Here is a 26,789-nt window from a genome sequence, read left to right as displayed (position 1 = left end):
GTGTACCGCCGCCGGGTCGCCGACGATCCGATGCGGGTGGAGTGGCGTATCCCACATATCCGCGGGAGCGGAACGGCTCGGTGCCGTAGTGGTGTTTAAGTGCTTACGGGGATCTTCGGTGTTTTGGGGATTCGGCAACGATGGAGAAGCGTGTGATGACGAACAGTAAGCGGCGCAGGGGCCTGACGGTCGCGTCCGCACTGCTCGGCGGGGTGCTGGTGCTCTCTGCGTGCAGCGGAGGCGACAGCGGCAACGCGTCCGGGAACGACGGCGGGGACTCCTCGCAGGCCAAGGTCGACGAGGCGGCAGCCGAGAAGACCTCAGAGGCCGACATCAAGATCACGCCGAAGGACGGTTCGGACAACGCCTCCATCAACAACTCGGCCAAGGTCACCGTGAGCAAGGGCACGCTCACGGATGTGAAGATGACCACCTCCGAGGGCGCCGCCGTCGAGGGTGAGATATCCGCCGACAAGAAGAGCTGGGCGCCGAGCACCCAGCTGGAGCGGTCCACCGGCTACAAGATCACGGCCGCCGCCCAGGACTCCGAGGGGCGCGAGGCCCACGAGAACTCGGCGTTCACGACGGTCTCGCCCGCCAACAGCTTCATCGGCAACTTCACGCCCGAGGACGGTTCCACCGTCGGCGTGGGCATGCCGGTCTCGATCAACTTCGACAAGGCGATCACCAACAAGGCCGCCGTCCAGAAGGGGATCACCGTCTCCTCCACCTCCGGCCAGGAGGTCGTCGGGCACTGGTTCAACGCCAACCGCATCGACTTCCGCCCCGAGGACTACTGGCAGGGAGGCTCCACCGTCACCCTGAAGCTCGCGCTCGACGGGGTCGAGGGCGCCGAGGGTGTCTACGGTGTGCAGCAGAAGACCGTGACCTTCAAGATCGGCCGTAATCAGGTATCGATCGTCGACGCCAAGACCAAGACGATGAAGGTCACGCAGGACGGCAAGGTCATCAAGACCATCCCGATCTCCGCCGGTTCGCCCGAGAACAAGACGTACCAGGGCGTCATGGTGATGTCGGAGAAGTTCAAGGAGACGCGCATGAACGGCGCGACCGTGGGCTTCACCGACGACGACGGCAAGGGCGAGTACGACATCAAGGACGTGCCGCACGCCATCCGTCTCACCACCTCCGGGACGTTCATCCACGGCAACTACTGGGGCGCCGACTCCGTCTTCGGCAACGTCAACACCAGCCACGGCTGTGTCGGTCTGAACGACACCAAGGGTGCCAACGACCCCGACACCGAGGGTTCTTGGTTCTACAACAACTCGATCGTCGGTGACGTCGTGGACATCCGGAACACCGGTGACAAGACGGTCGCCCCGGACAACGGCCTCAACGGCTGGAACCTGAGCTGGGCCGACTGGACGGCCGGCTCGGAGGCCTGATCCCGGCCTGAGTACGCATCGGCGGCGCCATCCCAACGGGGTGGCGCCGCCGACGTGTTGAGGGCGGAGGCGGGACGAGTGTGGAGACGGGATGAGGGCGGAGACGGGGCGAAGCCGGGGAAAGCTGTGGACGTGCACAGATCGTGTCAGGGTCCGACACAGGGTTCTCATCAGGCTCTTATCGAGGACTTATCCCTTCATCACGCGGCGCCCCTAGCTTGCCGCCATGTTCTTCACCTACCTGAGGCGCGAACTGCGCCGCCGCAGAAAGGCGGCCCTCGTCGTCGCCTCCGGCCTCGCCCTGGGCATCGCGCTGGTGATCGTGGTCAGTTCCGTGTCGTCGGGCATGGAGAAGGCACAGGGCAAAGTGCTCGAATCCCTGTACGGCCTGGGCACGGACATGACCGTCACCAAGGCCGCCGCCGCACCCGGCGAGAACGGCGGCGAACGACCGCGGTTCGAGTTCGACGCCCAGGACAACGACTCCGACGAGGAGCAGAGCAGCGACCTCGTCCGGGTCCAGGGCTTCCAGACCCTCGCGAGCTCGACCGTCACCGAGGTCGGCAAGCAGGAGGGCGTCTCCGAGGCCGTCGGCGGTCTCAGCCTCCAAGTCATCAAGGTGGACGGGCAGTTCCGGCGCGGACAGTTCCAGCAGGACGAGGGCGCCGGTGGCCAGCAGGGCGGCCCGGGCGGCGGTGGCCAGAACGGCGGCACCGGGCAGCCCGAGGGGCGGGTCGAGGGCGGCGGTGCCGAGTTCGACGTCGACAACTATTCCGTGTACGGCACGGACGTCACCGAGCCCGCTCTGGGTCCCCTGACCTCCTCGAAGATCACCAGCGGTCGTACGTTCAAGACGTCCGAGACGAACGCCGAGGTGGTCGTCGCGGACAAGTCGTACGCCAAGGAGAAGGAGCTGAAGGTCGGTGACAGCGTCACCGTCAACAGCGTCAAGTACAAGGTCATCGGGATCGCGACGCCCGACAGCGGGGACGCGGCGGCCAACCTCTACATGCCGCTGAAGCAGGCGCAGACGCTCAGCGACTCCAAGGACAAGGTCACCACGATCTACGTCAAGGCGAGCGACTCGCAGCGGATCGACAGCGTCAAGGCGGCCATCCAGAAGAACATCGACGGGACGACCGTCACCACGTCGGCCGACCTCGCCGACACGGTCTCCGGGTCCCTGTCCACCGCCTCCGACCTCGCCTCCAACGTCGGCAAGTGGCTGTCGATCGCGGTGCTCGTGGCCGCGTTCCTGGTGGCCGGGCTGCTCACCTCGTCGGCCGTGTCGCGGCGGGTACGGGAGTTCGGCACGCTCAAGGCACTGGGGTGGAAGTCGGGGCGGGTGACCCGGCAGGTCGTCGGTGAGGCCGTCGTGAACGGGCTCGTGGGCGGTGCGCTCGGTATCGCGCTGGGGCTCGGGGGTGCGTACGTCGTGACGGCGATCAGTCCGACGCTCCAGGCGGAGATCGGGGCGACCGGGGGCGGGTTCGGCGGCGGGCCGGGTGGTGGCGGTGCCGGTGGCTTCCCTGGTGGGGGTGGTCCCGGTGGCGGGCAGCAGGCCGCTTCGAGCGCGCTGGATGTGGCTCTCACGGCGCCTGTCAGCGTCAGCACGATCGCCGTCGCGGTGGGACTCGCCGTCGCCGGTGGGCTGATCGCTGGGGCGTTCGGTGGGTGGCGGGCGTCCCGGCTGCGGCCGGCGGACGCGTTGCGGCGCGTGGAGTAGTTCGCAGCCAGGTCGGCTACCCACCCCTTACATCTCCCAGGAGTTGAACATGTACGTACTCACCGGCGTCACCAAGCGCTACGCGCGCGGCAAGGACACCGTCACCGCGCTCGACGGGGTCGATCTCACCATCGCTGATGGAGATCGGCTGGTCATCCAGGGGCCCACCGGCGGCGGGAAGTCCACGTTGCTTCAGATGCTCGGTGGGTTGGACAAGCCCTCCGACGGCAGCATCGAGCTCGACGGGACCGATCTGGCGCGGTTGTCGGAGGGCAAGCTCACGAAGGTGCGGAGCGAGAACATCGGGTTCGTGTTCCAGAGCTTCAACCTGATCCCGACGCTGACCGCGCAGGAGAACGTCGAGACGGCTCTCGTGCCGCTCGGGGTGAAGGCGAAGGAGCGACGGGAGCGGGCCGCCGAGGCGTTGGAGTCGGTGGGGCTGGGGGAGCGGCTGGGGCATCTGCCGGCCGAGCTGTCGGGCGGTCAGCAGCAACGCGTCGCGATCGCCCGCGCGTTGGTGAAGCGGCCGAAGGTGCTGCTCGCGGACGAGCCCACCGGCAACCTCGACGAGTCCATGCGCGACGAGATCATGGAGGTCCTGGAGACGCTGTGGAAGGACCACGGGCTCACTTTCATCATGGTCACCCATGACTCGACGCTGGCGAAGAAGGCTCCCCGGGTCGCGACGATCCGCAAGGGGCGGATCACGGTGAAGGAGAACGCCGGGGCGTGAGGGGCCGTGGTGTCAGGCGCAGTGGTGTCAGGCGCCCATGGCGTGGGGCGCGTTGGTGTGGCGTCCGGGGCGCGTGCGGGTTGCGCGCGGCCCGGAGTTCGCCGCTTTGCGCCCAGTCGCGCGGTATGTGGCACGAGTTGCCCCCCGGTCATACTGCGTAGACCGGGGGAATTGACGCGTATGTGTGCGGAAGGTCCCCTGGCCGGATCAAGGGGGAGACTTGCGCAGACATGTGAAAAGCGCGTGCACGGCCACGATCGCCATGGCGTCCGCCGTGGCACTGACGGCGGGACCGACCAGCCCGGCGTCCGCGATATCCGAGCGCGTGACCGGCACGACGGCGGCGGACCTCAAAGCCGGCAGCAGCGCCGCCATCAGGGCGAGCCACCGCATCACCCTCGTCACCGGTGACCGGGTCCTTGTCGACGACGAAGGCCGGGTCCTCGGCCTGGAGCGGGCGAAGGGCCGTGAGGGCGTCCCGGTCCAGCTCCGCGAGGCCGACGGCCACACCTATGTCATACCGGCCGACGCGGCCCGGCTCATCTCCACCGGACGGGTCGACAAGCGGCTCTTCGACGTCACCGTGCTGAACAGGTCGGTGACCCGCACCTCCCAGAAGCAGGGCCTGAAGCTGATCGTCGGCTACGCGGGCACCGCCGCCGGCGCCCGGGCCGACGTACGGGACGCGGGCGACACCCAGGTCCACCGCACCCTGGAGACCCTCAACGCCGACGCGGTGCTCACCCCCAGGGACGACGCCGCCGCGCTGTGGAAGGCGGTCACCGACGCCGACGGCACCACCGCCACCGGGGTCGCGAACATCTGGCTGGACGGGGTCCGCAAGGTCAGCCTCGACAAGTCCGTCGCGCAGATCGGCGCCCCGAAGGCCTGGAAGGCCGGCTACGACGGCAAGGGCGTCACCATCGCCGTACTGGACACGGGCGTCGACGCGACCCACCCGGACCTCAAGGGCCAGGTGACGGCCGACAAGAACTTCTCCACCTCGCCCGACACCACGGACAAGTACGGCCACGGCACGCACGTCGCCTCCATCGCGGCGGGCACCGGGGCCCGGTCCAAGGGCAAGTACAAGGGCGTCGCGCCCGGCGCCGAGCTGCTCAACGGCAAGGTGCTGAGCGACGAGGGCTACGGCGACGACTCCGGCATCATCGCGGGCATGGAGTGGGCCGCCGAGCAGGGCGCCGACATCGTCAACCTCAGCCTGGGCGGCGGCGACACCCCCGAGGTCGACCCGATGGAGGCGGAGATCAACAAGCTCTCCGCCGAGAAGGGCATCCTCTTCGCGGTCGCCGCCGGCAACGAGGGCGACTGGGGAGAGCGGACGGTCGGCTCGCCGGGCAGCGCGGCCGCCGCGCTCACCGTCGGCGCGGTCGACGACACGGACAAGCTCGCCTCGTTCTCCAGCCGGGGCCCCGGCCTCGACGGCCAGATCAAGCCCGACGTGTCCGCGCCCGGTGTCGCCGTCACCGCCGCCGCGGCCCCGGGCAGCGTCATCGAGCAGGAGGTCGGCCAGAAACCCGAGGGCTACCTGACGATCTCCGGTACGTCGATGGCGACCCCGCATGTCGCGGGCGCCGCCGCCCTCCTCAAGCAACAGCACCCGGACTGGACGTACGCCGAACTGAAGGCCGCCCTCGTCGCGTCCGCCAAGGGTGGCAAGTACACGCCGTTCGAGCAGGGTTCGGGCCGTATCCGGGTCGACAAGGCGGTGAAGCAGACGATCGTCGCCGACCCGGTCTCGGTCGACTTCGGCGTCCAGGAGTGGCCGCACACCGACGACAAGCCGGTGGCCAAGAAGCTCACCTACCAGAACCTCGGTACCGAGGCCGTCACCCTCGACCTCTCGGTGACCGGCACCGGCCCGAACGGCAAGCCCGCCCCGGCCGGCTTCTTCAAGCCCGGCGCCAAGAAGGTCACCGTCCCGGCGGGCGGCAGAGCCACCGTCGACCTGATCGTGCACACCAAGCTCGGCGGGAACCTCGACGGCGCCTACTCCGCGTACGTCACCGCCACCGGCGGCGGCCGGAGCGTACGCACGGCGGCGGCCGTACAGCGCGAGGTGGAGTCGTACGACGTCACGCTCAAGATGGTCGACCGGGACGGCAAGCCGGCCGTGAACCACATGCTCGACCTGACGGGCACCTCCGGGCTCGCCGAGGGCGCATGGTTCACGCCGTACGACAAGGACGGCACGGTCGAGCTGCGGGTGCCGGAGGGGACCTACATCTTCAACGCCGGGATCGTCGTGGACCCGAAGGACTACAGCAAGGGAGCGGCCTGGCTGTCCCGGCCGACGCTCACCGTCGACAAGAGGATCACTCTCACAGCGGACGCCCGCAAGACGAAGCCGGTGGACATCACCGTGCCCGACACGGCCGCCGAACCGACCTTCGCGGCACCGGACTTCACCCTGCGGGTGGGAGGCAACCGGTACACCTTCGGCTGGATGATCGACACGTACCAGGGCTTCCGTACCGCCCACCTCGGTCCGCGGATCACCGGCGGCAGGCTCAGCCAGAACTGGGCGGGCCAGTGGGCCAACGGCGACAGCGCGCAGTACGCCGCCGTCACCGGAAGCGAGGTCAAGAAGCTCGCCACCGGCTTCACCAAGCGCTGGAAGAAGGGCGAACTGGCCGCCGTGAAGACCGGCCTCGGCTCCTCCGCCACCGGCAAGAAGGGCGCTGTCATCCCCTGGGCCGTGCTTCCCGACAGCGACGGCTCACCCGCCGTCGGCGTCCCGCAGCCGCTGCCCGGCAGGCGCACGCTCTACCTCTCCGCCGCGAACGGGGTGAAGTGGACCCTCGACTTCGAGCAGTACGGCGCGGAGGACGAACAGGGCTTCCCGATCCTGGACGCGTACTACACGACCGGCGACAGCCGGACCTTCAAGGCGGGCAGGACGTACGCACAGACCTTCAACGTCGGCGTCTTCGGCCCGCAGATCACCGGGTTCTACGGCATTCGGCGTGACGGCGACCACCTGTACGGCCTGCTGCCGATGTTCGCCGACGGCCGGGGGCACGCCGGGTCGTCCTTCTACGAGAAGGTCACGACGACGCTGTACCGCGACGGAAAGAAGTTCGCCTCGGGCGAGGACGCGCTGGACGGATCGGGCCAGTTCAAGGTCCCGGAGGGCCTCGCCACCTACCGTCTGACGACGTCCGTCTCCCGGTCCGCGGACCTGGCCACGGCCTCGTCCCGGATCGAGGCGAGCTGGACCTTCAAGTCGAAGAAGACCACGAGCGACACGAAACTCCCGGTCTCCACGGTCCGCTTCGGCGCCCCGTTCCTGGGCCTCGACAGCACGGCCCCGGCCGGTCGGAAGGCCGACATCTCCGTCACCGTGCAGGGCGCGGCCGCCGGCAAGAACCTCAAGTCGTTGGCCGTGTACGTGTCGGGCGACGGCAAGAAGTGGACCGAGGCCGCCGTGAAGAACGGCAGGTTCACATACGGGACCCCGGCGGCGGGGAAGAGCGTGTCGCTGCGTGCTGAGGTGACCGACAAGAAGGGGAACAAGTCGACGGTCACGATCCGCGACGCGTATTTCGGCAGGTGAGCGGAGTGGGCGGAGTGATCTGAGGGTGTTCTGCCGGGCGGAGGGCGTTCCGCCGGGCGTCCGTGACTGTGACTGTGACTGCGACTGTGACTGCGACGGCCCGCCCGGGGTGCTGCCTCCGGCGGGCTGTTTCGCCTACGGCCTCACCATTGGCGCCCGGGTCGCGTCCGTGCCCCAGCTGGCCAGGAGGCGGAGGGCGTCGGCGGAGGGGGAGCCCGGTTCGGCGTGGTAAGTGATCAGGTTCTGCTCGTGGTCGTCGGGCAGGTGGAACGTCTCGAAGGAGAGGGTGATCTCACCCACCAGGGGGTGGCGCATGCGCTTCAGCCCGTGGCTCTTCTCCTTCACGTCGTGCGTCGCCCACAGCCGCCGGAACTCCTCACTCTTCACCGACAACTCGCCCACCAGCGCCGACAGCAGCGGATCGTCCGGATGGCAGCCCGCGTCCATCCGCAGATAGCTGACCATGTCGGCCGCCTTCTGGTCCCAGTCGAGGTACAGGTTGCGGTAGTCGGGGCGCAGGAACACCATCCGCGCCCAGTTCCGCTCCTGCGCCGGCAGCTCCGACCAGTCCCCGAACACCGCCGCCGCCATCCGGTTCCACACGAGGATGTCCGAGCGCCGGCCCGTGACGTACGCGGGGATGCCGTCGAGGGTGTCGATCAGCTGCCGCAGGGCGCCCCGCACCTGCTGCGGACGGGCCGACCGCTTCTTCTTGTGCGCCTTCGGCTTCGCGAGATGGGTGAGATGGGCGTGCTCCGCGTCGCTCAGCTGGAGGGCGCGCGCGATGGCGTCGAGCACCTCCGCCGACACATTGCGCCCGTTCCCCTGCTCAAGCCGTGTGTAGTAGGCCACGGACACACCCGCGAGCTGCGCCAGCTCCTCCCGGCGCAGCCCCGGAACCCGCCGGTGCCGCCCGAACGTCGGCAGCCCCACGTCCTCCGGCTTCAGCCGGGCCCGCCGGGTGCGCAGGAACTCGCTGAGCTCGGCACGCCGGTCCAGCGCACCGGCGGCTCGGGTCTCGCCGAGGGGCGGCTCTTGCACGGCTTCGGGCTGTTCGTCCATACGGCAAGTATTCACGGTCGTACGCCTGGGAGCCTGCCCCCGCCAGTGGTAGGACCAGCGGACGTACGCAAAGCCGTGACCTGGGTGAACCCGGTGGCTTCGGGCAGGCTGGTAGCGCACCCGGCCGGAAGGCAGGCCGGATGCGGGACGACGATCAGGAGAATCCCGGCATGACCACCGCTGTTGCCGCCTACGCGGCGCCCGCCGCCAAGGCTCCGCTGGAGCGCACCACCATCGAGCGCCGCGAGGTCGGTGAGTTCGATGTTCTGATCGACATCAAGTACGCCGGTATCTGCCACTCGGACATCCACCAGGCCCGTGAGGGCTGGGGCGAGGCGATCTTCCCGATGGTCCCGGGCCACGAGATCGCCGGTGTCGTCGAGGCGGTCGGCTCCGGCGTCACCAAGTTCGCCGTCGGCGACAAGGTCGGCGTCGGCTGTCTGGTCGACTCCTGCCGCGAGTGCGAGAACTGCGAGGCGGGCCTGGAGCAGTACTGCCTCAAGGGCGGAGTCGGCACGTACAACGCCATCGGCAAGGACGGCGAGCCCACGTACGGCGGCTACGCGGAGAAGATCGTCGTCGACGAGGCCTTCACCGTACGCATTCCCGACGGCATCGCCCTCGACGAGGCGGCGCCCCTGCTGTGCGCAGGCATCACCACGTACTCCCCGCTCAAGCACTGGAACGCGGGCCCCGGCAAGAAGGTCGCCGTCGTCGGTCTCGGCGGCCTCGGGCACATGGGTGTCAAGCTCGCGCACGCCCTCGGCGCCGAGGTGACCGTCCTCTCGCAGTCCCTCCGCAAGAAGGACGACGGCCTGAAGCTGGGCGCCGACCACTACTACGCGACGAGCGACGAGGCGACGTTCAAGGAACTGGCGGGCACGTTCGACCTCATCCTGTCGACCGTTTCGGCCCCCCTGAACCTCGACGCGTACCTGTCTCTGCTCAAGACCGACGGCGCCTTCGTCAACGTCGGCGCCCCCGAGGAGCCCGTCGCCCTCAACCTCTTCTCGGTGATCATGGGCCGCAAGACCCTCGCGGGCTCCGGTATCGGCGGCATCCAGGAGACCCAGGAGATGCTCGACTTCTGCGCCGAGCACGGCCTCGGCGCCGAGATCGAACTGATCCGCGCGGACCAGATCAACGAGGCGTACGAGCGGGTGCTGGCGAGCGACGTCCGCTACCGGTTCGTGATCGACACGTCGACGATCTGAGGACGGCAGCCGTTTCCGTCTGCGGGTGAGTGGGGGCGGGAGACTGCGCGAGAGGCGAGGAAATCAGCGACGCTCGCCACGACGCCGCCCCAGCAACCCCAACAAATACGGCCCCCCGACCAACGGCGTCAGTGCCCCCACCGGAATCTCCAGTGGGGGCACGGGCGTACGCGCCACAAGGTCGGCCGCGACAATGACGACCGCACCGGTCAACGCCGAGGACACCAACGGCAGTTGCGGCGTACGGGTGAGCCGCCGAGCCACCTGCGGACTGGTCAGCGCCACGAACCCGATCGGCCCGGCCGCCCCCGTCGCGACCGCCGCCAGTACCACCCCCACCCCGGTGAGTCCCAACTGCACCGACCGCACCCGCACACCGAGCGCCGCAGCCGTATCGGGGTCCAGCCCGAGCGGCATCTGCGGCCCGGCTCGCCAGACCAGCCCGGGCAGCGCGAGCAGCAGCACACCCCCCGAGCGGCCCCGCCTGCTCCCAGCCCCGCCCGTTCAGACTCCCGGTCAGCCACAGCTTGACCTGCTCGGCCGCCGCCGGCCCGCTCTCGGTCAGATACAGCTGCACGACCGCCGACAGCGCGACGCGACGCCGATCCCCACCCCCGTCAGCACGAACCGGCTCGGCTGCATCCCGTGCCGCCAGGCCAGCACATACACGAGCGCTGCGGCCAGCAGCCCGCCGGCCACGGAGACCGTCGGCAGGCCGGCTTCGTACTACGGCTGGGGCCGGACCCTGGTCATGCGCTCCAGGTCACCGCTCAGCAGGTCGGCGTGGCTGATCGCGAAGTCGCCTTTGGGGAGGGCGTCGTCGAAGTACTGTCCGACGATCGTGTCGGGCAGGTAGTCGCGCAGGCCGTGCCGCATGGCGGGGTCGTACTCGACCGGTGCGCCCCAGCCGGCCGGGGCCTCGTCGCTGCCGAAGAGGATCCAGTGGTCCACGGGGACGGGGGAGTCGAGGTCCGGTACGCCCCCGGTGTGGCAGTCGAGCGCGGGCAGCGTCAGCAGGTCGGGGTCGAGCGGCGGATACCACATGAGCAGCGGTTTCGCCTGTGCCGCCTGCGCGTTGTCGAAGCAGCAGACCGCGATGGCGTGTGCCGGGTAGCTCTCGGCGTAGAACGCGAACAACTCCGGTTCGAGCGCGGGCCGTTGGCGCTCCGGAACCTCGGCGAGCGCCGACGGCACGGCGCGCGGATCCCGGGCGAGCACCACGGTGTACACGTCGTGCTCGAACACCTCGACGGCCGGCCCGCGGTCCCACCCCATCCAGTCCATCGAGTCCTGGGCCACCCCCACGGACACCGGCCGTACGGCGTCCACCATCCGCTTCAGCAGATCGGAACTCCGCCCGACGGAAAGGAAGTTGTGACGGCTCACGCACTGCGTCGGCAGGTGCAGGAGCATGGCGTTCGGGCCGTCGGCGAGGTTCGTGGCGGTGTTCTGGTAACCGAGGACGTGAATCAGCCCGTGGTCGGCGTGGTGCAGCCGTCCGCAGTACAGGGTGGTGCCGGAGAACTCGGCCGGAGCCAGGGAAACGCACATACCGAAACGCTATCCCCGGGGTCAGAGGGGTCAGCGGCCTCGGACCATGGGCTCAGACCGTGGGCTCGGGCCGTGGGCTCGGGCCGTGGGCTCGGGCCGTGGGCTTGGACCACGGGCTCAGGTGATGGGCTTGCGGCATGGACTGCCCGGATGCGGGCTCGGTGGGATGGCCGGACGATGGAGGAGGGCGAGGCAGGAACAGCAGGCTGAGGCAGGAGCAGGCAGGAGCAGGCAGGAGCAGGCAGGAGCAGGCAGGAGCAGGCAGGAGCAGGCAGGAACAGGCAGGAACAGCAGGCGGCCGCGGCGCGATCACTACCCGGGGGGTTTCAGAGGTGTGAGCGACATGCCCCTTCAAAAGGTCCGACCGGGCACGGTCCACAGGGTCCGCCCGGACATCAGCGTTCTGGCCGACAGCCTGGAGGTCCCGGGGATCGGACACCTCCCGGTGAACGCCTTCGTACTGCTGGCCGCCCAGCCGGTTGTGGTCGACACCGGCCTCGGCCTGCCCGACCGGAACTTCGTCGAGACGCTCAGCACGGTGCTGGACCCGGCGGACGTGCGCTGGATCTGGCTCACCCACCCCGACCGCGACCACACGGGCGGGATCTTCGACCTGCTGGCGGCGGCGCCCGGGGCACGTGTCGTGACGACCTTCATCGGCGCGGGGATCCTCTCCTGCGAACGCCCGCTGCCCCTCGACCGCTGCTATCTCCTCAACCCCGGCGAGACGATGGACATCGGCGACCGCACCCTCACCGGTTTCCGCCCGCCCCTGTTCGACAACCCCGCCACCGTCGGCTTCTTCGACGACCACTCCGGCGTCTGCTTCAGCTCCGACTGCTTCGGCGCGCCCCTCCCCACGGCGGACCTCGCCCAGGCCGACGATGTCCGCGACGTCGCCATCGACGACCTGCGCACCGCTCAGCTCCTCTGGGCCACGGTGGACAGCCCCTGGGTGAGGACGGTCGACATGGACAAGTACCTCACGACCTTCCAGCCCCTCAAGGACCGCAAGCCCGACCTCGTCCTCTCCACCCACCTCCCCCCGGCCGCCGGTATCACCGGCTCCCTCCTGGACACCCTCGCCACCGCACCGGACGCCCCACCCTTCACGGGCCCGGACCAGGCAGCGCTGGAGCAGATGCTGGCGAGCTTCGAGCCGAAGGGGGGCGGTCACGGGACCTGATTGGGGGAGCGTCTCGTCGGGATACGGGAATCGTCGGAACGCCGCGTGGCGGTGTGCGACGGGGCGGCGGCGTTCAGCCCCAGTCGGGGAGGGGATCTCCGACGAGGTCCGTGGAAGCGCCCGGGCCCCTGCGCAGATCGGGAACGGGGCCTGCCCGGCCGCGGCCGGGCAGGCCCACATGGCGTCGAATCCGAGCCGGCGGCAGCCGCCCGTCACGCACTCAGCGTGCCGCGCTCGGCGTGCGTCCGTTGCGAAGCCCACCCGGTGACGTCAGCCCTCCGCCTTCGCCACTCCGATCGGGCAGGAGACCCCCGTCCCGGCGAGCCTGTGCTGCCATGTGACCCGCAGGGGGCTGATCAATGGATCTCCCATGCCTCTCTGGGGAGGAAAGGGGAAGGGCGGTCCAGCGCTTCGGCGGGAAGGTATACCGGCCCTGTGAGCAGGTGATCGCCTGTCCGCTGTACACCGATCACCACACCCGGAGTCGTCAGCCCGCCGGCCACCGGAGAGGGCGACGGAGCGCACAAGCGCACATACGTAGCCCTAGGACGGGGCGGCGGCGCCGCCGTCCGACTCGTCGGTCCCCGGATGTGACGGTTCGCGGAGCTGCTCGCGCACATAGTTCCAGACCACCGCGATCAGCGCGGCGATCGGTACTGCGAGCAGACTGCCCACGATGCCGGCCAGACTGCCGCCCAACGTCACCGCCAGCAGGATCACTGCCGCATGGAGGCCGAGCCCCCGACTTTGGATCATGGGCTGGAACACGTTGCCCTCGAGCTGCTGCACCACGACGATGAGGGCCAGCACGATCAGCGCGTCCGTCAGGCCGTTGGAGACCAGCGCGATGAGAACCGCGACGAAACCGGCGAACAGGGCACCAATGATCGGCACGAACGCGGAGACGAAGGTCAGCACCGCCAGCGGGAGCACCAGCGGTACTCCCAGTGCCCACAGGCCCAGGCCGATCAGGACGGCGTCCAGCAGGCCGACAGCCGCCTGGGAACGCACGAACGATCCCAGGGTGTCCCAGCCACGCGCGGCCACGGTCGGGACGTCGGTGGCGAGCCGACCGGGCAGCTGATGGGCGAGCCACGGCAGGAACCGCGGGCCGTCCTTGAGGAAGAAGAACATCAGGAAGAGGGCCAGGACGGCGGTGACCAAGCCGTTCACCACGGTGCTCACTCCCGTGACGACAACGCCGACCATGCTGCCGAGGCCGTCCTGCGCGCGGGAGACAGCGGTGTCGAAGGCCTTGTTGATCTGGGCGTCACCGATGTTCAACGGCGGCCCGGCGGCCCACTCGCGCAACTTCTGGATGCCTTCGACCACGCCGTCGGTCAGCTCACCGGACTGGGATGCCACTGGTACCGCGATCAGTGCCACGACGCCCACGCCGACCAGGAGGAACAGCACCGTCACGACCGATGCGGCGAGGGCGGGTTTCCACCCGCGCCGCCGCAGGAAACGGGTTGGTGGCCAGGTCAGTGTGGTCAGAAGCAGGCCGACCACGAGCGGCCAGACGACCGACCACATCCGGCCCAGAATCCACAAAGTAACCGCGAGCATCAGGAATATGAGCAGCAACTCCGCGGAGGTACGCGCCGACGTGCGGAGCGCGGCGCGGGCTCTTGTGGAACTCAACGAGGCAGTCACGGATGCACCCTATGGGTACTCAAGTCACACCGGCATCGGTGCTCACAGTGTGTACACCCCCGGCGCACGAGAGACGCCGGGTTGAAGAAGAGCCCCTGGCTTCGGGCGGGCTACTTGGCTTGACGCCCGTCCCGGCGCGCCTGTGCCGCCATGTGACTCTTGGGTGACCGTTAGTTGTGGTCACGGACGTAGGTGTGCCGGCAATTCGTCTGCGGCAGCAGGCCGCCGCTTTCAGGGCAGTGATCCTGTCTCCTTCGGAATGCCTGCGATCCCCCATCAGGAGCCCCAGGTCACAGACTCGTGAGCAGCACCGCGAACACCAGAATCGCGGCCTGAGTCAGAATCAGGGGCATGGATGTTCCCAAGCTGCTGGAAGCCGCTTCCCTGCTGGTTCCCGAGGAGAGCGCCACCGAGAACGACATCACGGTGACCGACGTTTGGGAGTACCTCACCCATGACGAGTGGGAGGTGGCTCTCGGGCTGCTGGAGGAACTCGGAGACGTCCAACCGCTTCCGCTCAGTTTCTGGGAAGCTTTGGCCAGCGCCGCCGAGCAGATGCGGCTGGAGAAGAGTGCGGCCTGGTGCCACTGGCGCTGCTACGAGACGCGCAACGGCATCATCCGAGCCGACCTCACCCTCCGTCCGGCCGCCGAAGCGAGACGGCAGACGCCCATCTCCGGCGCCGGCGTCCTGCGGCCGATGTGGAACATCGGAAACCGAACCCCGACCGGCGAACCAGACCTCAACATCGCCATGCTCTGGGTCGAGTTCACGCCCTTCCTCGAACCTGGCGGACGAGCCTCTGTGCGACTCGCTCCGCTTGATCCTCAGCCGTGGCAGCACCTCCAGCCCGGCCAAGTGATCACCATGCACGAGGACCGGTCCGTCGCAGGAACAGCGGTCATCCTGGAGGTTCAGCGACCTGCGGCCACGCCCACGGCATAGAAATGGGTGCCAACGGATCCCGTCGTTGGTGCGGAGAAGATCCACGTCATCCGATCCCCCTTCCACGCGCTACTACCGTCCTCTTGAAACGCGGGACGGACTGCCGCGGCTGCTTGTCCGCTACCTCCAGCGCCGGCGCGACGCCCGTCGGGCAAGATGCCCCCAGCGCCGCAGCACCACCACGCCAACAGGTCGGTGCGCTCCTCGCGTTGGCCGGTGACCGGTGACCGGCGTCCGCGAGGCCGGTTGGACGGGTACGGAATCGTCTGCAACCCTCGCGCGTTGAGCGGAGCAGGCATGGGATGCCGGTGGTGTGCGAGCCGATGAGCCCGCGTGAACGAACTGACAGATATTGGAGGGGTCGCAATGGCTGTGCAGACGCAGAGGGCCGTGCTGGCGGGCGGATGCTTCTGGGGGATGGAGGACCTGATCCGCCGACTCCCGGGCGTGACGGCGACCCGGGTCGGATACACCGGTGGGGACGTGCCGAACGCGACGTACCGTAACCATGGCACGCACGCGGAGGCCATTGAGATCCTTTTCGACCCCGCGAGGACCGATTTCCGCGCGATTTTGGAGTTCTTCTTCCAGATCCACGACCCGAGCACCAAGAACCGCCAGGGCAACGACATCGGCCTCAGCTACCGCTCGGCGATCTACTACGTGGATGACGAGCAGAAGCGGATCGCCGAGGACACGATCGCGGATGTGGACGCCTCCGGACTGTGGCCGGGCAAGGTCGTCACCGAGGTGGAGCCGGTCGGCCCCTTCTGGGAGGCCGAGCCCGAGCATCAGGACTACCTGCAGCGTTACCCGGACGGCTACACCTGCCACTTCCCGCGCCCGGGATGGCGGCTGCCCGCCCGCGCGGAGGGCTGACCACGAGGCGGCCCGGCGGAAGGCGGAGGCTGACTGGCCGAGGCTCCGCAGCCGGCCCGCGCTTGCGGAGCCGGCGGTGCCCCGCTACGGACGAAGGGTGCCGACGGCGGGACACAGTCGGGGTAGGGCAAACAGGGATCCGGCGATCCCGATCCCGTTGTCCGTGACCGGTCGGTGGCCCGATGGGCGGCGTGCGGGGCCGTCCCGTCGGCACACATGAACCCCGAATGATGATGAGCCGAGAACCTCTGGTCGAGACGCGGCAGCTGAGCGTCGACCAAGCCGTAACCCGAGCGTCGAGGACGGAGCAGACCTCGAGCGCTACCCGAGTGGGCGGTACCCGGAAAACCTTCCAGGTACCGCCCGCATTCCGTATCGCGTCGCCGCAGGCTCAGTCCGTCGAGGACGCCGCCGCCACCGCCTGTGCCGACGAGTTCCGGATACGGCAGTAGAACGCGGCCATCGCCTCGCCGTCGCCCTGGTAGCGCCACGGCAGGGCGTTGACGTACCCGTCGACCAGCTTGAACTGTTCGAGCGCGGCGTCGTCGCGGTCCTGGAGGGAGAGGTAGTACGCGAGGAGGTGCCGCAGCTCGGCCAGACGAGGGTGGGTCGGGTCGGCCGCGGCGGCGTCCGCGAGACCGGCGTCCACGCGGCCGATCATCCGCGGCGTACGGTCGACGCTGTTGTCGTCCGACTTGTCGTGCTCGAAGTGCGCGATGAGCGGGAAGGCGGTGAGCAGGCTGCCCAGCGGTGCCTGAGCCGCCGCGCGTTCGGCGAACTCCGTCGCCAGCTTCTCCGAGCCCCGCCACTTCGCGCACCAGTACTGCAGCGCCGAGAAGTGGGCCTCGTAGTGGTGCGGGGCCCGGGCGGTGATCTCCGCCCACAGCTTGTCCATCTCGGAGTTCGGGTAACCGAGCCCGAGCGCGACCCAGATCTCGGTGATGTACGGCGTCGGGTCGTCGGGGTTGAGTGCCGCCGCCCGGCCGATCTCCTCGCGGGAACGTTCCAGCATCCGATGGAAGCCCACGAACTGCTCACCGGTCGTGTGCTTGGCCTGCTTCCCGCCGCGCAGGTCCCAGGCCAGGATCACCGTGCTGCGGGCCCGGACGACGGCCGCGTCCGGGTCGTCGGGACGGTCCGCCTCCCAGGCGAGCAGCCAGTCGTCCTCCTTCGCCGCGATCTCGGCCAGCAGATACGCGGCCGAGGACCGGCGTTCCCAGTCCCGGCCGGTGTCCTGAATCAGCTTGGCGGCCGCCTTCCAGTCACCGCCGCGTACGGCGGCGAGCGCCGACTCCTGGCCGGCCGGGAGCGGACCCGCGAGCTTGGTGTTCTGCCGCTCCGCGGGCAGCAGTCCCATCGCCTCGGCGACGTCCGGGTCGACGTCGGAGCTGGGGGAGAAGAACTCCTTGAGGAAGACCCAGGCCATCCAGAGCCCGAACAGCAGGGTCGGTACCGCCAGGACGGCCAGTATCCACAGCAGTACGGTCATCGCGGTGCGTCCGTTTCTCGGGCGGCGGGGCCTTGGGGCGTGGGCAGCAGCATGCGCAGCGGGCCGGTGTCGGGGTGGTCGTCGACCGCCGCGCCGATCGCGGCGCCGAGGTCGGTCTCCGTGCCGTCCGGCCCGGGCGGCAACCTCACCGAGGCCGGCTCCGACCAGGAGAACTCCCAGCTCAGCCGGGAGTGGGCACTCAGCTCGGCCAGCACCATGCCCTGCAGCCCGTCCGCCAGCGCGGGCCGCACGAACTCGCGGAACGCCCGGCCCTGCGCCTCGGCCGCCTGGTCCGACATCGGCAGCCGCCGCGCCAGCTGCCACAGCTGACCGTCGTCGATCACCTTCAGCAGCGCGGCCAGGGACGGGTGGTCCTTGGTGTACATCGCCAGTGCCCGGTGCAGCGCGGTGTCGAGGGAGGCGAAGTTCGCGACCATCGAACCGTCGAGCAGCTCCTGCCAGTCACCGGTGCGCCGGAACCCCAGCACGTCTTCGGTGAGGACCGCGTCCTCCAGCGCCGCCAGGGTCCGGTCCGGGTCGGCGAGCAGACCGAGCGCCGCACCCCTGGCCTCGTCCGCGCGGCCGTCGGCGGGCAGCGCCTCGATCCGCTCGACGCGGTCGGCGATGGGCGGGTGCGAGTCGTACGGCGAGGTCGGCTCGGTGGGCAACTCGGTGCGCAGGCCGACCAGTTCGAGCTGGCGGGCGGAGAGCATCCGCCCGTGGCCGCCGAAGAACTCGCCGCGCGGCGGCAGCAGCCGGGCCTCGGCGCCGAGCGTGGCGTAACTGTTCATGTAGAACCCGAACGCGGCGTCCAGCGCCGGTATCTCGCGCAGTGCCGACGCGGTGGCGTCGCGTCCGGCGATCCGGGCGGCCGCGGTGTCGGCGGCGTACTCCTGGCGGCGCGAACCGGCGAGCGTGGCGCGGATGTACAGCTTGGCGTAGCCGATGTAGATCTTCGCCATCGCGCGGTAGGTCATGCCCGCGTGCCCGGTGTCGATCTCCTTGGTCGTCTTCCCCTTGGCCGTGGCCTTGGCGTTCTTCTTCTCCTGCCGGGCCCGCTCGCGCCCGGCGGTCTTGTCGGCCCGCTCCTCGAAGTGCCGGATGGTGCGCAGCACCTGGGCCCGGCCGCGCACGGTGATCGCGGCGAGCCGGGTGTCGGCGTTCGAGTAGTGGCCCAGCTCATGGGCGAGGACCGCGCGCACCTGCGCCTCGGTCAGGCCCTGCAGCAGCGGTACCCCGAGGTAGAGGCGGCGTGGGCCGGGCAGCAGACCGAGCAGCCGGGCGTCCTCGCTGACGGCGGCGTTGACGTCGGCCGTCAGGACGATCCGGGAAGGCGCCCGGGTGCCGACCGCGTCGGCCAGCTCCCTCACGGTTCGCCACAGTTCGGGCTCGTCGGCCTCCGTCACCGCCAGGCCCGGCAGCTCCTCGCCCTTCGGCGTCCGCAGCATGAACAGACCGCGGACCAGCGGGATCGCGAGCAGTGCGGAGACCACGTACAGCTTGGCCGCGAGGCTGGACGGAGCATGCAGGTAGAGCAGGTAGTCGGCGCCGGCGAGCGCCGCGAGCAGGATCACGCCGAGCAGATAGAAGCCGGCGAGCAGCACGAGGGCGCGCAGTGCGCGCAGGGTCGCGCCCATTGGGCAGAGTTCCCCCCACGGGAAAGATCGCGAACGATCATTTAAACGGTGAAATCGGGTGGTCTGGGACGTGTCCATGACCAAAAGATGTGAGGGGCGGAGTATTTCGCACGGGTGTACGGGGTTGCAAGGGCTTACTGGGGGCCGAGCGTCCAATGGGATGGCGTGTGGGTGGGGGCGGCGGGTGCGGGCTCGGCGTGGCTGGTCGCGCGCCCACGCGGCGGAGCCGCACATGTCACAGCCCCGCGTCCCCGAAGAGAGCTCCGCCCCTTCAGTGCAGCAGCGTCGCCGGGTTTCCGCCGTTCGCCTCGTAGCCCGCCACCGCCAAGGCCCGGTATATCGCGTAGTCCGCGGCCGGGTCCGAGGTGAGGGTCCAGGGGAGGGCGCCTACGTGGCCGTCGACGTGGACGAGCTGGTTCATGGCCTCGGACCAGCGCTCGGAACGGACCAGGAAGAAGATCAGCAGATGGCGGGCATGGGCCAGCATCGGGTCGTCGGGCCGCGCCGCGTGCACCGCGAACAGGGCGCCGTGGATCGCCTTGGTGACGACCTCGCTCTCGTAGAAGCCCTGTACCAGGTTCACCTCGGGCAGGTGCTCGAAGACCGCGAAGAGCGGCATGGCCGCGAGGAGCGACCCCTGCGGGGCGCGGGTCGCCGCCGCCTCCGCGAAGGAGTACGCCAGCTCCCGCGAGCCGTGCCACTTCTCGCACCAGTAGTGCAGGGCCGCGAGGTGGGCACCCATGTGTGCCGGGGCCCGGTCCAGGATCTTCAGCCAGAGCTGCTCGAAGTCCTCACGGGAGTACGCCAGCCCGCGCGCCACCAACAGCTCGATGATGTACGGGATCGGGTCACCGGGGGCCAGCAGTGCCGCGTCGCCGCACGCCGATCTGGCCTCCTCCATGATGATCCGGAAGTCGTCCGTGCCCGGCGTCGACGTCCGCCACGCCTGCTGCACCAGGAACTCCGCGTGCACCGCCGCGCCGCCCGCGTCCTTGGGCGCCTCGGCCCGCCACACCCGCAGCCACTGCCCGCCCGGCGTCTCGCCCACCCCGCCGGGCCGCTGCGCCAGCTCCAGCGACGCCGCACCCGCGAACGCCTGCACCCGCTGCCACCGGGACTCGCCGACCGCATCCGTACCGGCCAGCAGCTGCTTCGCCGCCCGGTAGTCCTGCGACCGCTGCACCACGTCCAGCACGTCCAGCAGGTCCTGGTCCGGCCCCGGCATCCGTACGTCCAGCAGCTCCTGCCGCACGAACCCGTAGTTCGCCGGGTCCGCCGCGTCCGGATGCCCCGCCTCCACCTGCTGAATACCGGCCCGCCGACGCGCCACGATCGGCCACACCACGAAGCCGACCATGAGCATCGCCATCAGGACCCAGAGAATCTCCATGCGACAAGGGTTCCAGACACCGCCGACAATTGCCCAACCCGGCCGAGGTCCTGTGGATAACTCCGCGATCGCCGCACGCTCGAACGGGGCTCCGCCCCGCAAGGGGCGCGGGGCTGCGACATGCGCGGCTCCGCCGCGTGGGCGCGACCAGCCACGACGGCCCGCACCCGCCCGATCACAGTCGCCCCCGAGCTGTAGGGCGCCCCATACCCCGTGAACCGCTTAGGCTCGACAACCATGAGCGACACCCACACCAGCCAACACTTCGAGACCCTCGCGATCCACGCGGGCAACACCGCGGATCCCCTCACCGGCGCGGTCGTCCCGCCGATCTACCAGGTCTCGACCTACAAGCAGGACGGCGTAGGAGGCCTGCGCGGCGGTTACGAGTACAGCCGCAGCGCCAACCCCACCCGCACCGCGCTGGAGGAGAACCTCGCCGCCCTGGAGGGCGGCCGCCGCGGACTCGCGTTCGCGTCCGGGCTGGCCGCCGAGGACTGCCTGCTGCGTACGCTGCTCAGCCCCGGCGACCACGTGGTCATCCCCAACGACGCGTACGGCGGCACGTTCCGCCTCTTCGCGAAGGTCGTCTCCCGGTGGGGCGTGGACTGGTCGGTGGCCGACACCAGCGACCCCACGGCCGTACGGGCCGCCATCACCCCGAAGACGAAGGTCGTCTGGGTGGAGACCCCCTCCAACCCGCTGCTCGGCATCACCGACATCCCGGCCGTCGCCCAGGTCGCCCGCGAGGCCGGCGCGAAGCTGGTCGTCGACAACACCTTCGCCACCCCCTACCTCCAGCAGCCGCTCGCGCTCGGCGCGGATGTCGTCGTGCACTCGCTCACCAAGTACATGGGCGGCCACTCCGACGTCGTCGGCGGCGCCCTGATCGTCGGGGACCAGGAACTGGGCGAGGAACTGGCGTACCACCAGAACGCGATGGGCGCGGTCGCCGGGCCCTTCGACTCCTGGCTGGTGCTGCGCGGCACCAAGACACTCGCCGTCCGCATGGACCGGCACAGCGAGAACGCCACCAAGGTCGCCGACATGCTGACCCGGCACCCGCGCGTGTCCCGCGTGCTCTACCCGGGCCTGCCCGAGCACCCCGGGCACGAGGTCGCCGCCAAGCAGATGAAGGCGTTCGGCGGCATGGTGTCGTTCCGGGTCACCGGCGGCGAGGAGGCGGCCGTCGAGGTCTGCAACCGCGCCAAGGTGTTCACCCTCGGCGAGTCCCTGGGCGGCGTCGAGTCCCTGATCGAGCACCCGGGACGGATGACGCACGCCTCGGCGGCCGGTTCGGCCCTGGAGGTACCCGCCGACCTCGTACGCCTCTCCGTGGGCATCGAGAACGTCGACGACCTGCTGGAGGACCTCCAGCAGGCCCTGGGCTAGGCACCTTGAGCGCTCGGGACCGGGCGCTCACCAGCCCGTCACCGGTGGGGTCGTCGTAGACGGCGGCTCCACCCAGGGGCGGGCAGTCAGCGCCCACACGAAGAACGCGATCGCGGCGGCCGCCAGCACCAGCCACATCAGATGGCGGGCCGCCGTCCGGCGCCGCAGCATGCGCCCGCCGCGCCGCACCGCCGCCGCGCACAGGTCGGGCGGCACCCGGGGCGGCGTCCGGTCGAGGACCCGCCGTACGGCCGCCTCGCGCTCCCGCAGACTCATGACGGTGCCACCTCCGCCACCTTCTTGTTCTCGAGGGCTGCCTTGCGCGGGGGATGCAGGACGGTCGCCATCGCGCGCAGACAGATCGTCTGTACCCGTTCGGCGGGCAGCCCGAGGAGCGCCGCCGTCTGTTCCTCGGCGACCCCTTCGTAGAGCCTGAGGACGAGGACCAGCCGTTCCTGCGGGCTGAGGACGGCCAGGACGCCGCCGGGCGCGGGGCGGAAGAGGCCGTGGTGGTGCCAGGCCCCGCGCGCGAAACGGACGGCCAGCTGCTGACGGGTCCGGTCGTACGGGTCCTCGCCGCGCAGTCGGTCCCAGGTGGCGTACGTGTGGGCGAGGGCGTGGGTCAGCAGCCGCCGCGCGCGCGGGTTGTCGTTCGGCGGCTCCGCCGTGAGCAGGGTGGCGGTCTGCAACAGCCGCCCCGCCGCACCCGCGACGAACGCCTCGAACTCCCGGGCCCGGCGGGCGCCTTGGGCCACATGCCGATCTCGCACCGCGCCTCCCGCCTGAGGCCGACCCTGAGGGGAACGGGGCCCGGCCGCGTACGGATCGGTCTGCCGCGTTCGGATTCGTCCGCCGCGTACGACGAGGGCCCGGTCTCATATGAGGCCAGGAGCAGGGGCGCGGTCAAGGGTCAGGAAGGCGACGGTGCCTCCGGCGCCGCCGCCATGCGGGTCGAGAGCGCGGCGTTGAAGCGGGTGAGGAGGGAGCAGAAGGCCTCGCGCTCGTCGGGGGCCCAGTCCTGGGTGAGTTCGGCCATCAGCTGACGCCTGGAGGAACGAACCTCCTCGAGGCGGGAGAGCCCGCGCGGTGACAGCTGGAGCACCACCGCGCGGCCGTCCTCCGGGTGCGAGGTGCGCTTGACCAGTCCGGTGTCCACGAGCGGCGCCACCTGACGGGTGACCGTCGAGGAGTCGATCCCCATGCTCGCCGCGAGCGCCTTGACGCCCATCGGGCCTTCCTTGTCGAGGCGGTTGAGCAGCAGGTACGCGGCACGGTCCATGGAGTTGCGCACCTGCCCGACGCCGCCGAGCCGGGTCTGTTCGGCACGGCGTGCGAACACCGCGACCTCGTGCTGCAGCGTGTCGAGAAGACCGTTGTCACCGACGGTCGTCATGTCCATCGACATTTCAGGTGTTGTGGGCATGGCCAAAGGCTCAATTCATGCGTGGGGCGCTGGGTTGGGGGACAGAGTACGCGGACCGGGCGCGGGGTGTACGGGCCCCGCTGAAACACGGTCCCGCCCCTTGGTCACACCCGTGTTCGCCCCCTGTGAACTGCGAGACTGGTGGTCATGAGCTACAGCACGGCTGACTCCTTTCCACGGGTGACGCTCGACGATGTGCGAGGCGCGCAGAAGATGCTTACGGGCATTTCACGTGTCACCGCCATGGAGGGCAGCAGGCATCTGTCGCAGCTCGTCGGCGCGCCGGTGCACCTCAAGTGCGAGAACCTCCAGCGGACGGGTTCGTTCAAGCTGCGCGGCGCGTACGTCCGTATAGCGGGTCTGCTGCCCGAGGAGCGCGCCGCCGGCGTCGTGGCCGCGAGCGCCGGGAACCATGCCCAGGGCGTCGCCCTCGCCTCCTCGCTGCTCGGGGTGCGCTCCACGGTCTTCATGCCGAAGGGCGCCCCGCTGCCGAAGATCAGCGCGACCGAGGAGTACGGCGCCGAGGTGCGCCTGCACGGCACGGTGGTCGACGAGACGCTGACCGCCGCCCAGGAGTACGCGGCCGAGACGGGCGCGGTGTTCATCCACCCGTTCGACCATCATGACGTCATCGCAGGTCAGGGCACGGTCGGCCTGGAGATCCTGGACCAGTGCCCCGAGGTGCGCACGATCGTCGTCGGGATCGGCGGCGGCGGCCTCGCGGCGGGCATCGCGGTCGCGGTGAAGTCGCTGCGGCCGGATGTGCGCGTCATCGGCGTCCAGGCGGAGGGCGCGGCCGCGTACCCGCCGTCGCTGGCCGCCGGGCTGCCCGTGGCGGTGGCGAACCCGGCGACGATGGCCGACGGCATCAAGGTCGGACGGCCCGGCGACGTGCCGTTCGGGATCGTCGCCGAGCTGGTGGACGAGGTCCGCACGGTCTCGGAGTACAACCTCTCCAGCGCCCTGCTGCTCTGCCTGGAGCGGGCCAAGCTGGTCGTCGAGCCGGCCGGCGCCAGCCCCGTCGCGGCCCTGTTGCGCGACCCGAAGTCCTTCGAGGGCCCGGTCGTCGCGGTGCTCTCCGGCGGCAACGTCGACCCGCTGCTGATGCAGCGCATCCTGCGGCACGGCATGGCTGCCGGTGGCCGCTACCTGCAGGTACGCCTCCGCCTGACCGACCGTCCGGGCGCCCTCGCGACGCTGTTGGGGGTGTTGTCAGTGGTCGACGCTAATGTCCTCGACGTGAGCCATGTACGGACCGACCCCCGGCTCGGGCTCACGGAGGTGGAGGTCGAGCTGCACCTGGAGACGAGGGGTCCGACGCACTGCGCCGAGGTCAATCACGCCCTCCGCGAGGCGGGTTACACCGTCATCGACTGAGGCCGGTCCCCCTCACCCCTCGTTGTCACTCGTTCGGGCAAGTCCATTGAGAGACGCGATACATCGCGTTATGGTGTGTCTCGTGCTCGCCCGGCGGTGTGGCCCACGCCACCCATCGGGCAGAACAAAACGTACAAATTCAGGCTTTGCGAAGGAACCCCAAAGACGTGGAGAAATCACATGCCAGGCGCCATCCATGCCGAAGGCCTGGTGAAGACCTTCGGTGACGTAAGAGCCCTCGACGGCGTCGACCTCGATGTCCCCGAGGGCACCGTCCTGGGTCTGCTCGGGCCGAACGGCGCGGGCAAGACGACCACCGTCCGATGCCTCACCACCCTGCTGCGGCCCGACAGCGGCCGGGCCGTCGTGGCCGGCATCGACGTGTTGAAGGACCCCGACGCCGTACGGCGCTCGGTCGGCCTCTCCGGCCAGTTCGCCGCGGTCGACGAGTATCTGACGGGCCGCGAGAACCTGCAGATGGTCGGCCAGCTCTACCAGATGCGGGCCAAGGACGCGAAGGTGCGCGCGGGTGAGCTGCTGGAGCAGTTCCACCTCGCCGACGCCGCCGACCGGCCCGCCAAGACGTACTCCGGCGGTATGCGCCGCCGACTCGACCTGGCGGCCGCGCTGGTGGTGTCGCCGCCGGTGATGTTCATGGACGAGCCGACCACCGGACTCGACCCGCGCAACCGCCAGCAGCTGTGGGAAGTCATCAAACAGCTGGTCTCCGGCGGCACGACCCTGCTGCTCACCACCCAGTACCTCGAAGAGGCCGACCATCTCGCGCACGACATCGCCGTGGTCGACCACGGCCGCGTCATCGCCCGCGGCACCTCCGACCAGCTCAAGGCCCGCACCGGCGGCGAGCGCGTCGAGGTCGTCGTGCACGAGCGCGAGCGCATCCAGGAGGCCGTCCAGGTGCTGACCGGCTTCGGCAAGGGTGAGACCACCGTCGAGGAGCACACCCGCATGCTCACCGTGCCCGTGACCGGCGGTGCCAAGCTCCTGGCCGAGGTCATCCGCGAACTGGACACCCGCGGCATCGAGATCGACGACATCGGCCTGCGCCGCCCCACCCTGGACGACGTGTTCCTCTCCCTGACGGGGCACCTCGCCGAGGTGAAGGACGAGGCCGAGGAGCGCGGCGAGGCCGCCGACGCCAAGGGGCGGGGCCGCGGGAAGGAGGCCGCGAAATGAGTATCGTCAAGGGCGCTGTGCGGGTCGTGCCGCCCGGCAATCCGATCACCCAGTCCGTTCGGGACTCGCTGGTCGTCGCCAAGAGAAATTTGATTCGAATGTCCCGAATTCCAGAAATGGTAATTTTCGGGCTCATTCAACCTGTCATGTTCGTGGTGCTGTTCAGCTATGTCTTCGGCGGCTCCATGAATGTCGGCGGCACCACGGATCCCGCCGTCTACCGCGAGTTCCTGATGGCCGGCATTTTCGCGCAGACCGTGACCTTCGCCACCGCCGGCGCCGGAGCGGGCATCGCCGACGACATGCACAAGGGGCTCATCGACCGCTTCCGCTCGCTGCCCATGGCCCGCGGGGCCGTGCTCACCGGACGGACGCTCGCGGACCTCGTCCAGACGGCGCTCACCCTGGCCGTGCTGGCCGTCGTCGCCCTGCTCGTCGGCTGGCGCACCCACACCAGCATCGGCGAGGTGCTCGGCGCATTCGGCCTGCTGCTCCTGCTCGGGTACGCGTTCACCTGGGTCGGCGCACTCATCGGCCTCTCGGTGCGCACCCCTGAGGCGGCCACCTCCGGCGGGCTGATCTGGCTTTTCCCGGTCACGTTCATCTCGAACGCGTTCGTGGACTCCAGCCGGATGACGCCCTGGCTGCAGCATGTCGCCGACTGGAACCCGTTCAGCGCCACCGTCCAGGCCTGCCGTGAGCTGTTCGGCAACCCGGGGGTGTCGCCGTCGGACGCCTGGCCCATGCAGCACCCCGTGTGGGCCTCGCTGATCTGGTCGGTCCTCATCATCGTCATATTCCGGACCCTGTCCGTGCGGAAGTACCGCTCGGCGTCGGCGTGAGCGGCGGCCGGCCCCGGGCATGACCAGGCCCCCGGCGCCGAAGGGGGACGCTGTTGGTTAATTCGGGGGCTCGCGTGACGTCGGCCTTCAAGACCCGGTTGTGG

Annotated in this window: 21 protein-coding genes and 1 pseudogene; 12 read left to right on the top strand and 10 right to left on the bottom strand. The window is 69.8% G+C overall.

The genetic code is table 11. The features are described 5' to 3' along the window. The first annotated feature begins 155 nt into the window (after nucleotides 1–155). From ACFU53_RS30985 to ACFU53_RS30970, 4 genes are all read left to right on the top strand, one after another. A complete protein-coding gene (locus ACFU53_RS30985; protein WP_383999596.1) occupies nucleotides 156–1,409 on the top strand; it encodes an Ig-like domain-containing protein in 1,254 nt (417 codons plus the stop codon). Between the two features lie 226 nt (nucleotides 1,410–1,635). Further along, complete coding sequence (locus ACFU53_RS30980) at nucleotides 1,636–3,135, top strand: ABC transporter permease (RefSeq protein WP_383999594.1); 1,500 nt, start codon at nucleotides 1,636–1,638, stop codon at nucleotides 3,133–3,135. Nucleotides 3,136–3,184: 49 nt separating this feature from the next. After that, entirely contained in the window at nucleotides 3,185–3,868 is a 684-nt protein-coding gene (locus ACFU53_RS30975) for an ABC transporter ATP-binding protein (RefSeq protein ID WP_383999591.1), read from the top strand. Nucleotides 3,869–4,130: 262 nt separating this feature from the next. Then, nucleotides 4,131–7,445, top strand: a complete 3,315-nt coding sequence (locus ACFU53_RS30970; protein WP_383999602.1) for a S8 family serine peptidase — start codon at nucleotides 4,131–4,133, stop codon at nucleotides 7,443–7,445. A gap of 135 nt (nucleotides 7,446–7,580) precedes the next feature. Here ACFU53_RS30970 and ACFU53_RS30965 read toward each other — a convergent pair whose 3' ends face one another. Next, on the bottom strand, nucleotides 7,581–8,507 hold the full coding sequence (locus ACFU53_RS30965) for a helix-turn-helix domain-containing protein (RefSeq protein ID WP_383999588.1): 927 nt from the start codon (nucleotides 8,505–8,507) through the stop codon (nucleotides 7,581–7,583). A 170-nt stretch (nucleotides 8,508–8,677) separates the two neighbouring features. Between ACFU53_RS30965 and ACFU53_RS30960 the strand changes: the two genes are divergently transcribed. Continuing rightward, the gene (locus ACFU53_RS30960; RefSeq protein WP_383999585.1) at nucleotides 8,678–9,721 is read left to right on the top strand and encodes an NAD(P)-dependent alcohol dehydrogenase; all 1,044 of its coding nucleotides are present in this window, start codon (nucleotides 8,678–8,680) and stop codon (nucleotides 9,719–9,721) included. 63 nt (nucleotides 9,722–9,784) lie between these two features. Here ACFU53_RS30960 and ACFU53_RS30955 read toward each other — a convergent pair. Together ACFU53_RS30955 and ACFU53_RS30950 are read right to left on the bottom strand one after the other, a co-directional pair. Next, nucleotides 9,785–10,435, bottom strand: a pseudogene (locus tag ACFU53_RS30955) (iron chelate uptake ABC transporter family permease subunit). A 12-nt stretch (nucleotides 10,436–10,447) separates the two neighbouring features. Continuing rightward, on the bottom strand, nucleotides 10,448–11,272 hold the full coding sequence (locus ACFU53_RS30950; RefSeq protein WP_383999583.1) for a hypothetical protein: 825 nt from the start codon (nucleotides 11,270–11,272) through the stop codon (nucleotides 10,448–10,450). A gap of 343 nt (nucleotides 11,273–11,615) precedes the next feature. Between ACFU53_RS30950 and ACFU53_RS30945 the strand changes: the two genes are divergently transcribed. Next, on the top strand, nucleotides 11,616–12,458 hold the full coding sequence (locus tag ACFU53_RS30945) for an MBL fold metallo-hydrolase (protein ID WP_383999580.1): 843 nt from the start codon (nucleotides 11,616–11,618) through the stop codon (nucleotides 12,456–12,458). Nucleotides 12,459–13,001: 543 nt separating this feature from the next. Here ACFU53_RS30945 and ACFU53_RS30940 read toward each other — a convergent pair. Then, nucleotides 13,002–14,114: an AI-2E family transporter gene (locus ACFU53_RS30940; protein WP_383999577.1), complete on the bottom strand. Its 1,113-nt coding sequence runs from the start codon at nucleotides 14,112–14,114 to the stop codon at nucleotides 13,002–13,004. A 351-nt stretch (nucleotides 14,115–14,465) separates the two neighbouring features. On the opposite strand from ACFU53_RS30940, the gene ACFU53_RS30935 reads away from it, so the two are divergent. Beyond that, entirely contained in the window at nucleotides 14,466–15,059 is a 594-nt protein-coding gene (locus ACFU53_RS30935) for a hypothetical protein (RefSeq protein ID WP_383999575.1), read from the top strand. 366 nt (nucleotides 15,060–15,425) lie between these two features. Continuing rightward, complete coding sequence (msrA, locus tag ACFU53_RS30930) at nucleotides 15,426–15,938, top strand: peptide-methionine (S)-S-oxide reductase MsrA (RefSeq protein WP_266496803.1); 513 nt, start codon at nucleotides 15,426–15,428, stop codon at nucleotides 15,936–15,938. A 391-nt stretch (nucleotides 15,939–16,329) separates the two neighbouring features. On the opposite strand, the gene ACFU53_RS30925 is transcribed toward msrA, so the two are convergent. From ACFU53_RS30925 to ACFU53_RS30915, 3 genes are all read right to left on the bottom strand, one after another. Further along, nucleotides 16,330–17,427, bottom strand: a complete 1,098-nt coding sequence (locus tag ACFU53_RS30925) for a hypothetical protein (RefSeq protein WP_383999572.1) — start codon at nucleotides 17,425–17,427, stop codon at nucleotides 16,330–16,332. Further along, nucleotides 17,424–19,064 (bottom strand): M48 family metalloprotease, encoded by a 1,641-nt coding sequence (locus tag ACFU53_RS30920; RefSeq protein WP_383999569.1) that lies wholly within the window; start codon nucleotides 19,062–19,064, stop codon nucleotides 17,424–17,426. Before ACFU53_RS30920 ends, ACFU53_RS30925 begins: the two co-directional genes overlap by 4 nt. A gap of 271 nt (nucleotides 19,065–19,335) precedes the next feature. Further along, nucleotides 19,336–20,454: a hypothetical protein gene (locus tag ACFU53_RS30915; protein WP_383999566.1), complete on the bottom strand. Its 1,119-nt coding sequence runs from the start codon at nucleotides 20,452–20,454 to the stop codon at nucleotides 19,336–19,338. 237 nt (nucleotides 20,455–20,691) lie between these two features. Here ACFU53_RS30915 and ACFU53_RS30910 point away from each other — a divergent pair, with 237 nt between their 5' ends. After that, entirely contained in the window at nucleotides 20,692–21,846 is a 1,155-nt protein-coding gene (locus ACFU53_RS30910) for a cystathionine gamma-synthase (RefSeq protein ID WP_383999563.1), read from the top strand. A gap of 27 nt (nucleotides 21,847–21,873) precedes the next feature. On the opposite strand, the gene ACFU53_RS30905 is transcribed toward ACFU53_RS30910, so the two are convergent. The 3 genes from ACFU53_RS30905 to ACFU53_RS30895 form a co-directional block, all read right to left on the bottom strand. Continuing rightward, nucleotides 21,874–22,122: a hypothetical protein gene (locus tag ACFU53_RS30905; protein WP_383999560.1), complete on the bottom strand. Its 249-nt coding sequence runs from the start codon at nucleotides 22,120–22,122 to the stop codon at nucleotides 21,874–21,876. Next, a complete protein-coding gene (locus ACFU53_RS30900) occupies nucleotides 22,119–22,616 on the bottom strand; it encodes a sigma factor-like helix-turn-helix DNA-binding protein (protein ID WP_383999557.1) in 498 nt (165 codons plus the stop codon). The genes ACFU53_RS30905 and ACFU53_RS30900 overlap by 4 nt, the downstream gene beginning before the upstream one ends. 140 nt (nucleotides 22,617–22,756) lie before the next feature. Continuing rightward, nucleotides 22,757–23,251, bottom strand: a complete 495-nt coding sequence (locus ACFU53_RS30895; protein ID WP_383999599.1) for a MarR family winged helix-turn-helix transcriptional regulator — start codon at nucleotides 23,249–23,251, stop codon at nucleotides 22,757–22,759. Nucleotides 23,252–23,416: 165 nt separating this feature from the next. Here ACFU53_RS30895 and ilvA point away from each other — a divergent pair, with 165 nt between their 5' ends. From ilvA to ACFU53_RS30880, 3 genes are all read left to right on the top strand, one after another. Continuing rightward, entirely contained in the window at nucleotides 23,417–24,646 is a 1,230-nt protein-coding gene (gene ilvA / locus ACFU53_RS30890; RefSeq protein WP_383999554.1) for a threonine ammonia-lyase, read from the top strand. Nucleotides 24,647–24,826: 180 nt separating this feature from the next. Then, nucleotides 24,827–25,843 carry an ATP-binding cassette domain-containing protein gene (locus tag ACFU53_RS30885; RefSeq protein WP_383999551.1) on the top strand — a complete coding sequence of 339 codons (1,017 nt, stop codon included), beginning with the start codon at nucleotides 24,827–24,829 and terminating at the stop codon, nucleotides 25,841–25,843. Beyond that, nucleotides 25,840–26,685, top strand: a complete 846-nt coding sequence (locus ACFU53_RS30880) for an ABC transporter permease (protein WP_383999548.1) — start codon at nucleotides 25,840–25,842, stop codon at nucleotides 26,683–26,685. The genes ACFU53_RS30885 and ACFU53_RS30880 overlap by 4 nt, the downstream gene beginning before the upstream one ends. The last annotated feature ends 104 nt before the right edge of the window (nucleotides 26,686–26,789 follow it).

The sequence above is a fragment of the Streptomyces sp. NPDC057474 genome (genome assembly GCF_042802555.1).
In the GTDB taxonomy this organism is placed as follows: domain Bacteria; phylum Actinomycetota; class Actinomycetes; order Streptomycetales; family Streptomycetaceae; genus Streptomyces.
The sequence above is the reverse complement of the archived record's forward strand: the minus strand, read 5'-3'. Positions and strand labels throughout refer to the sequence as shown.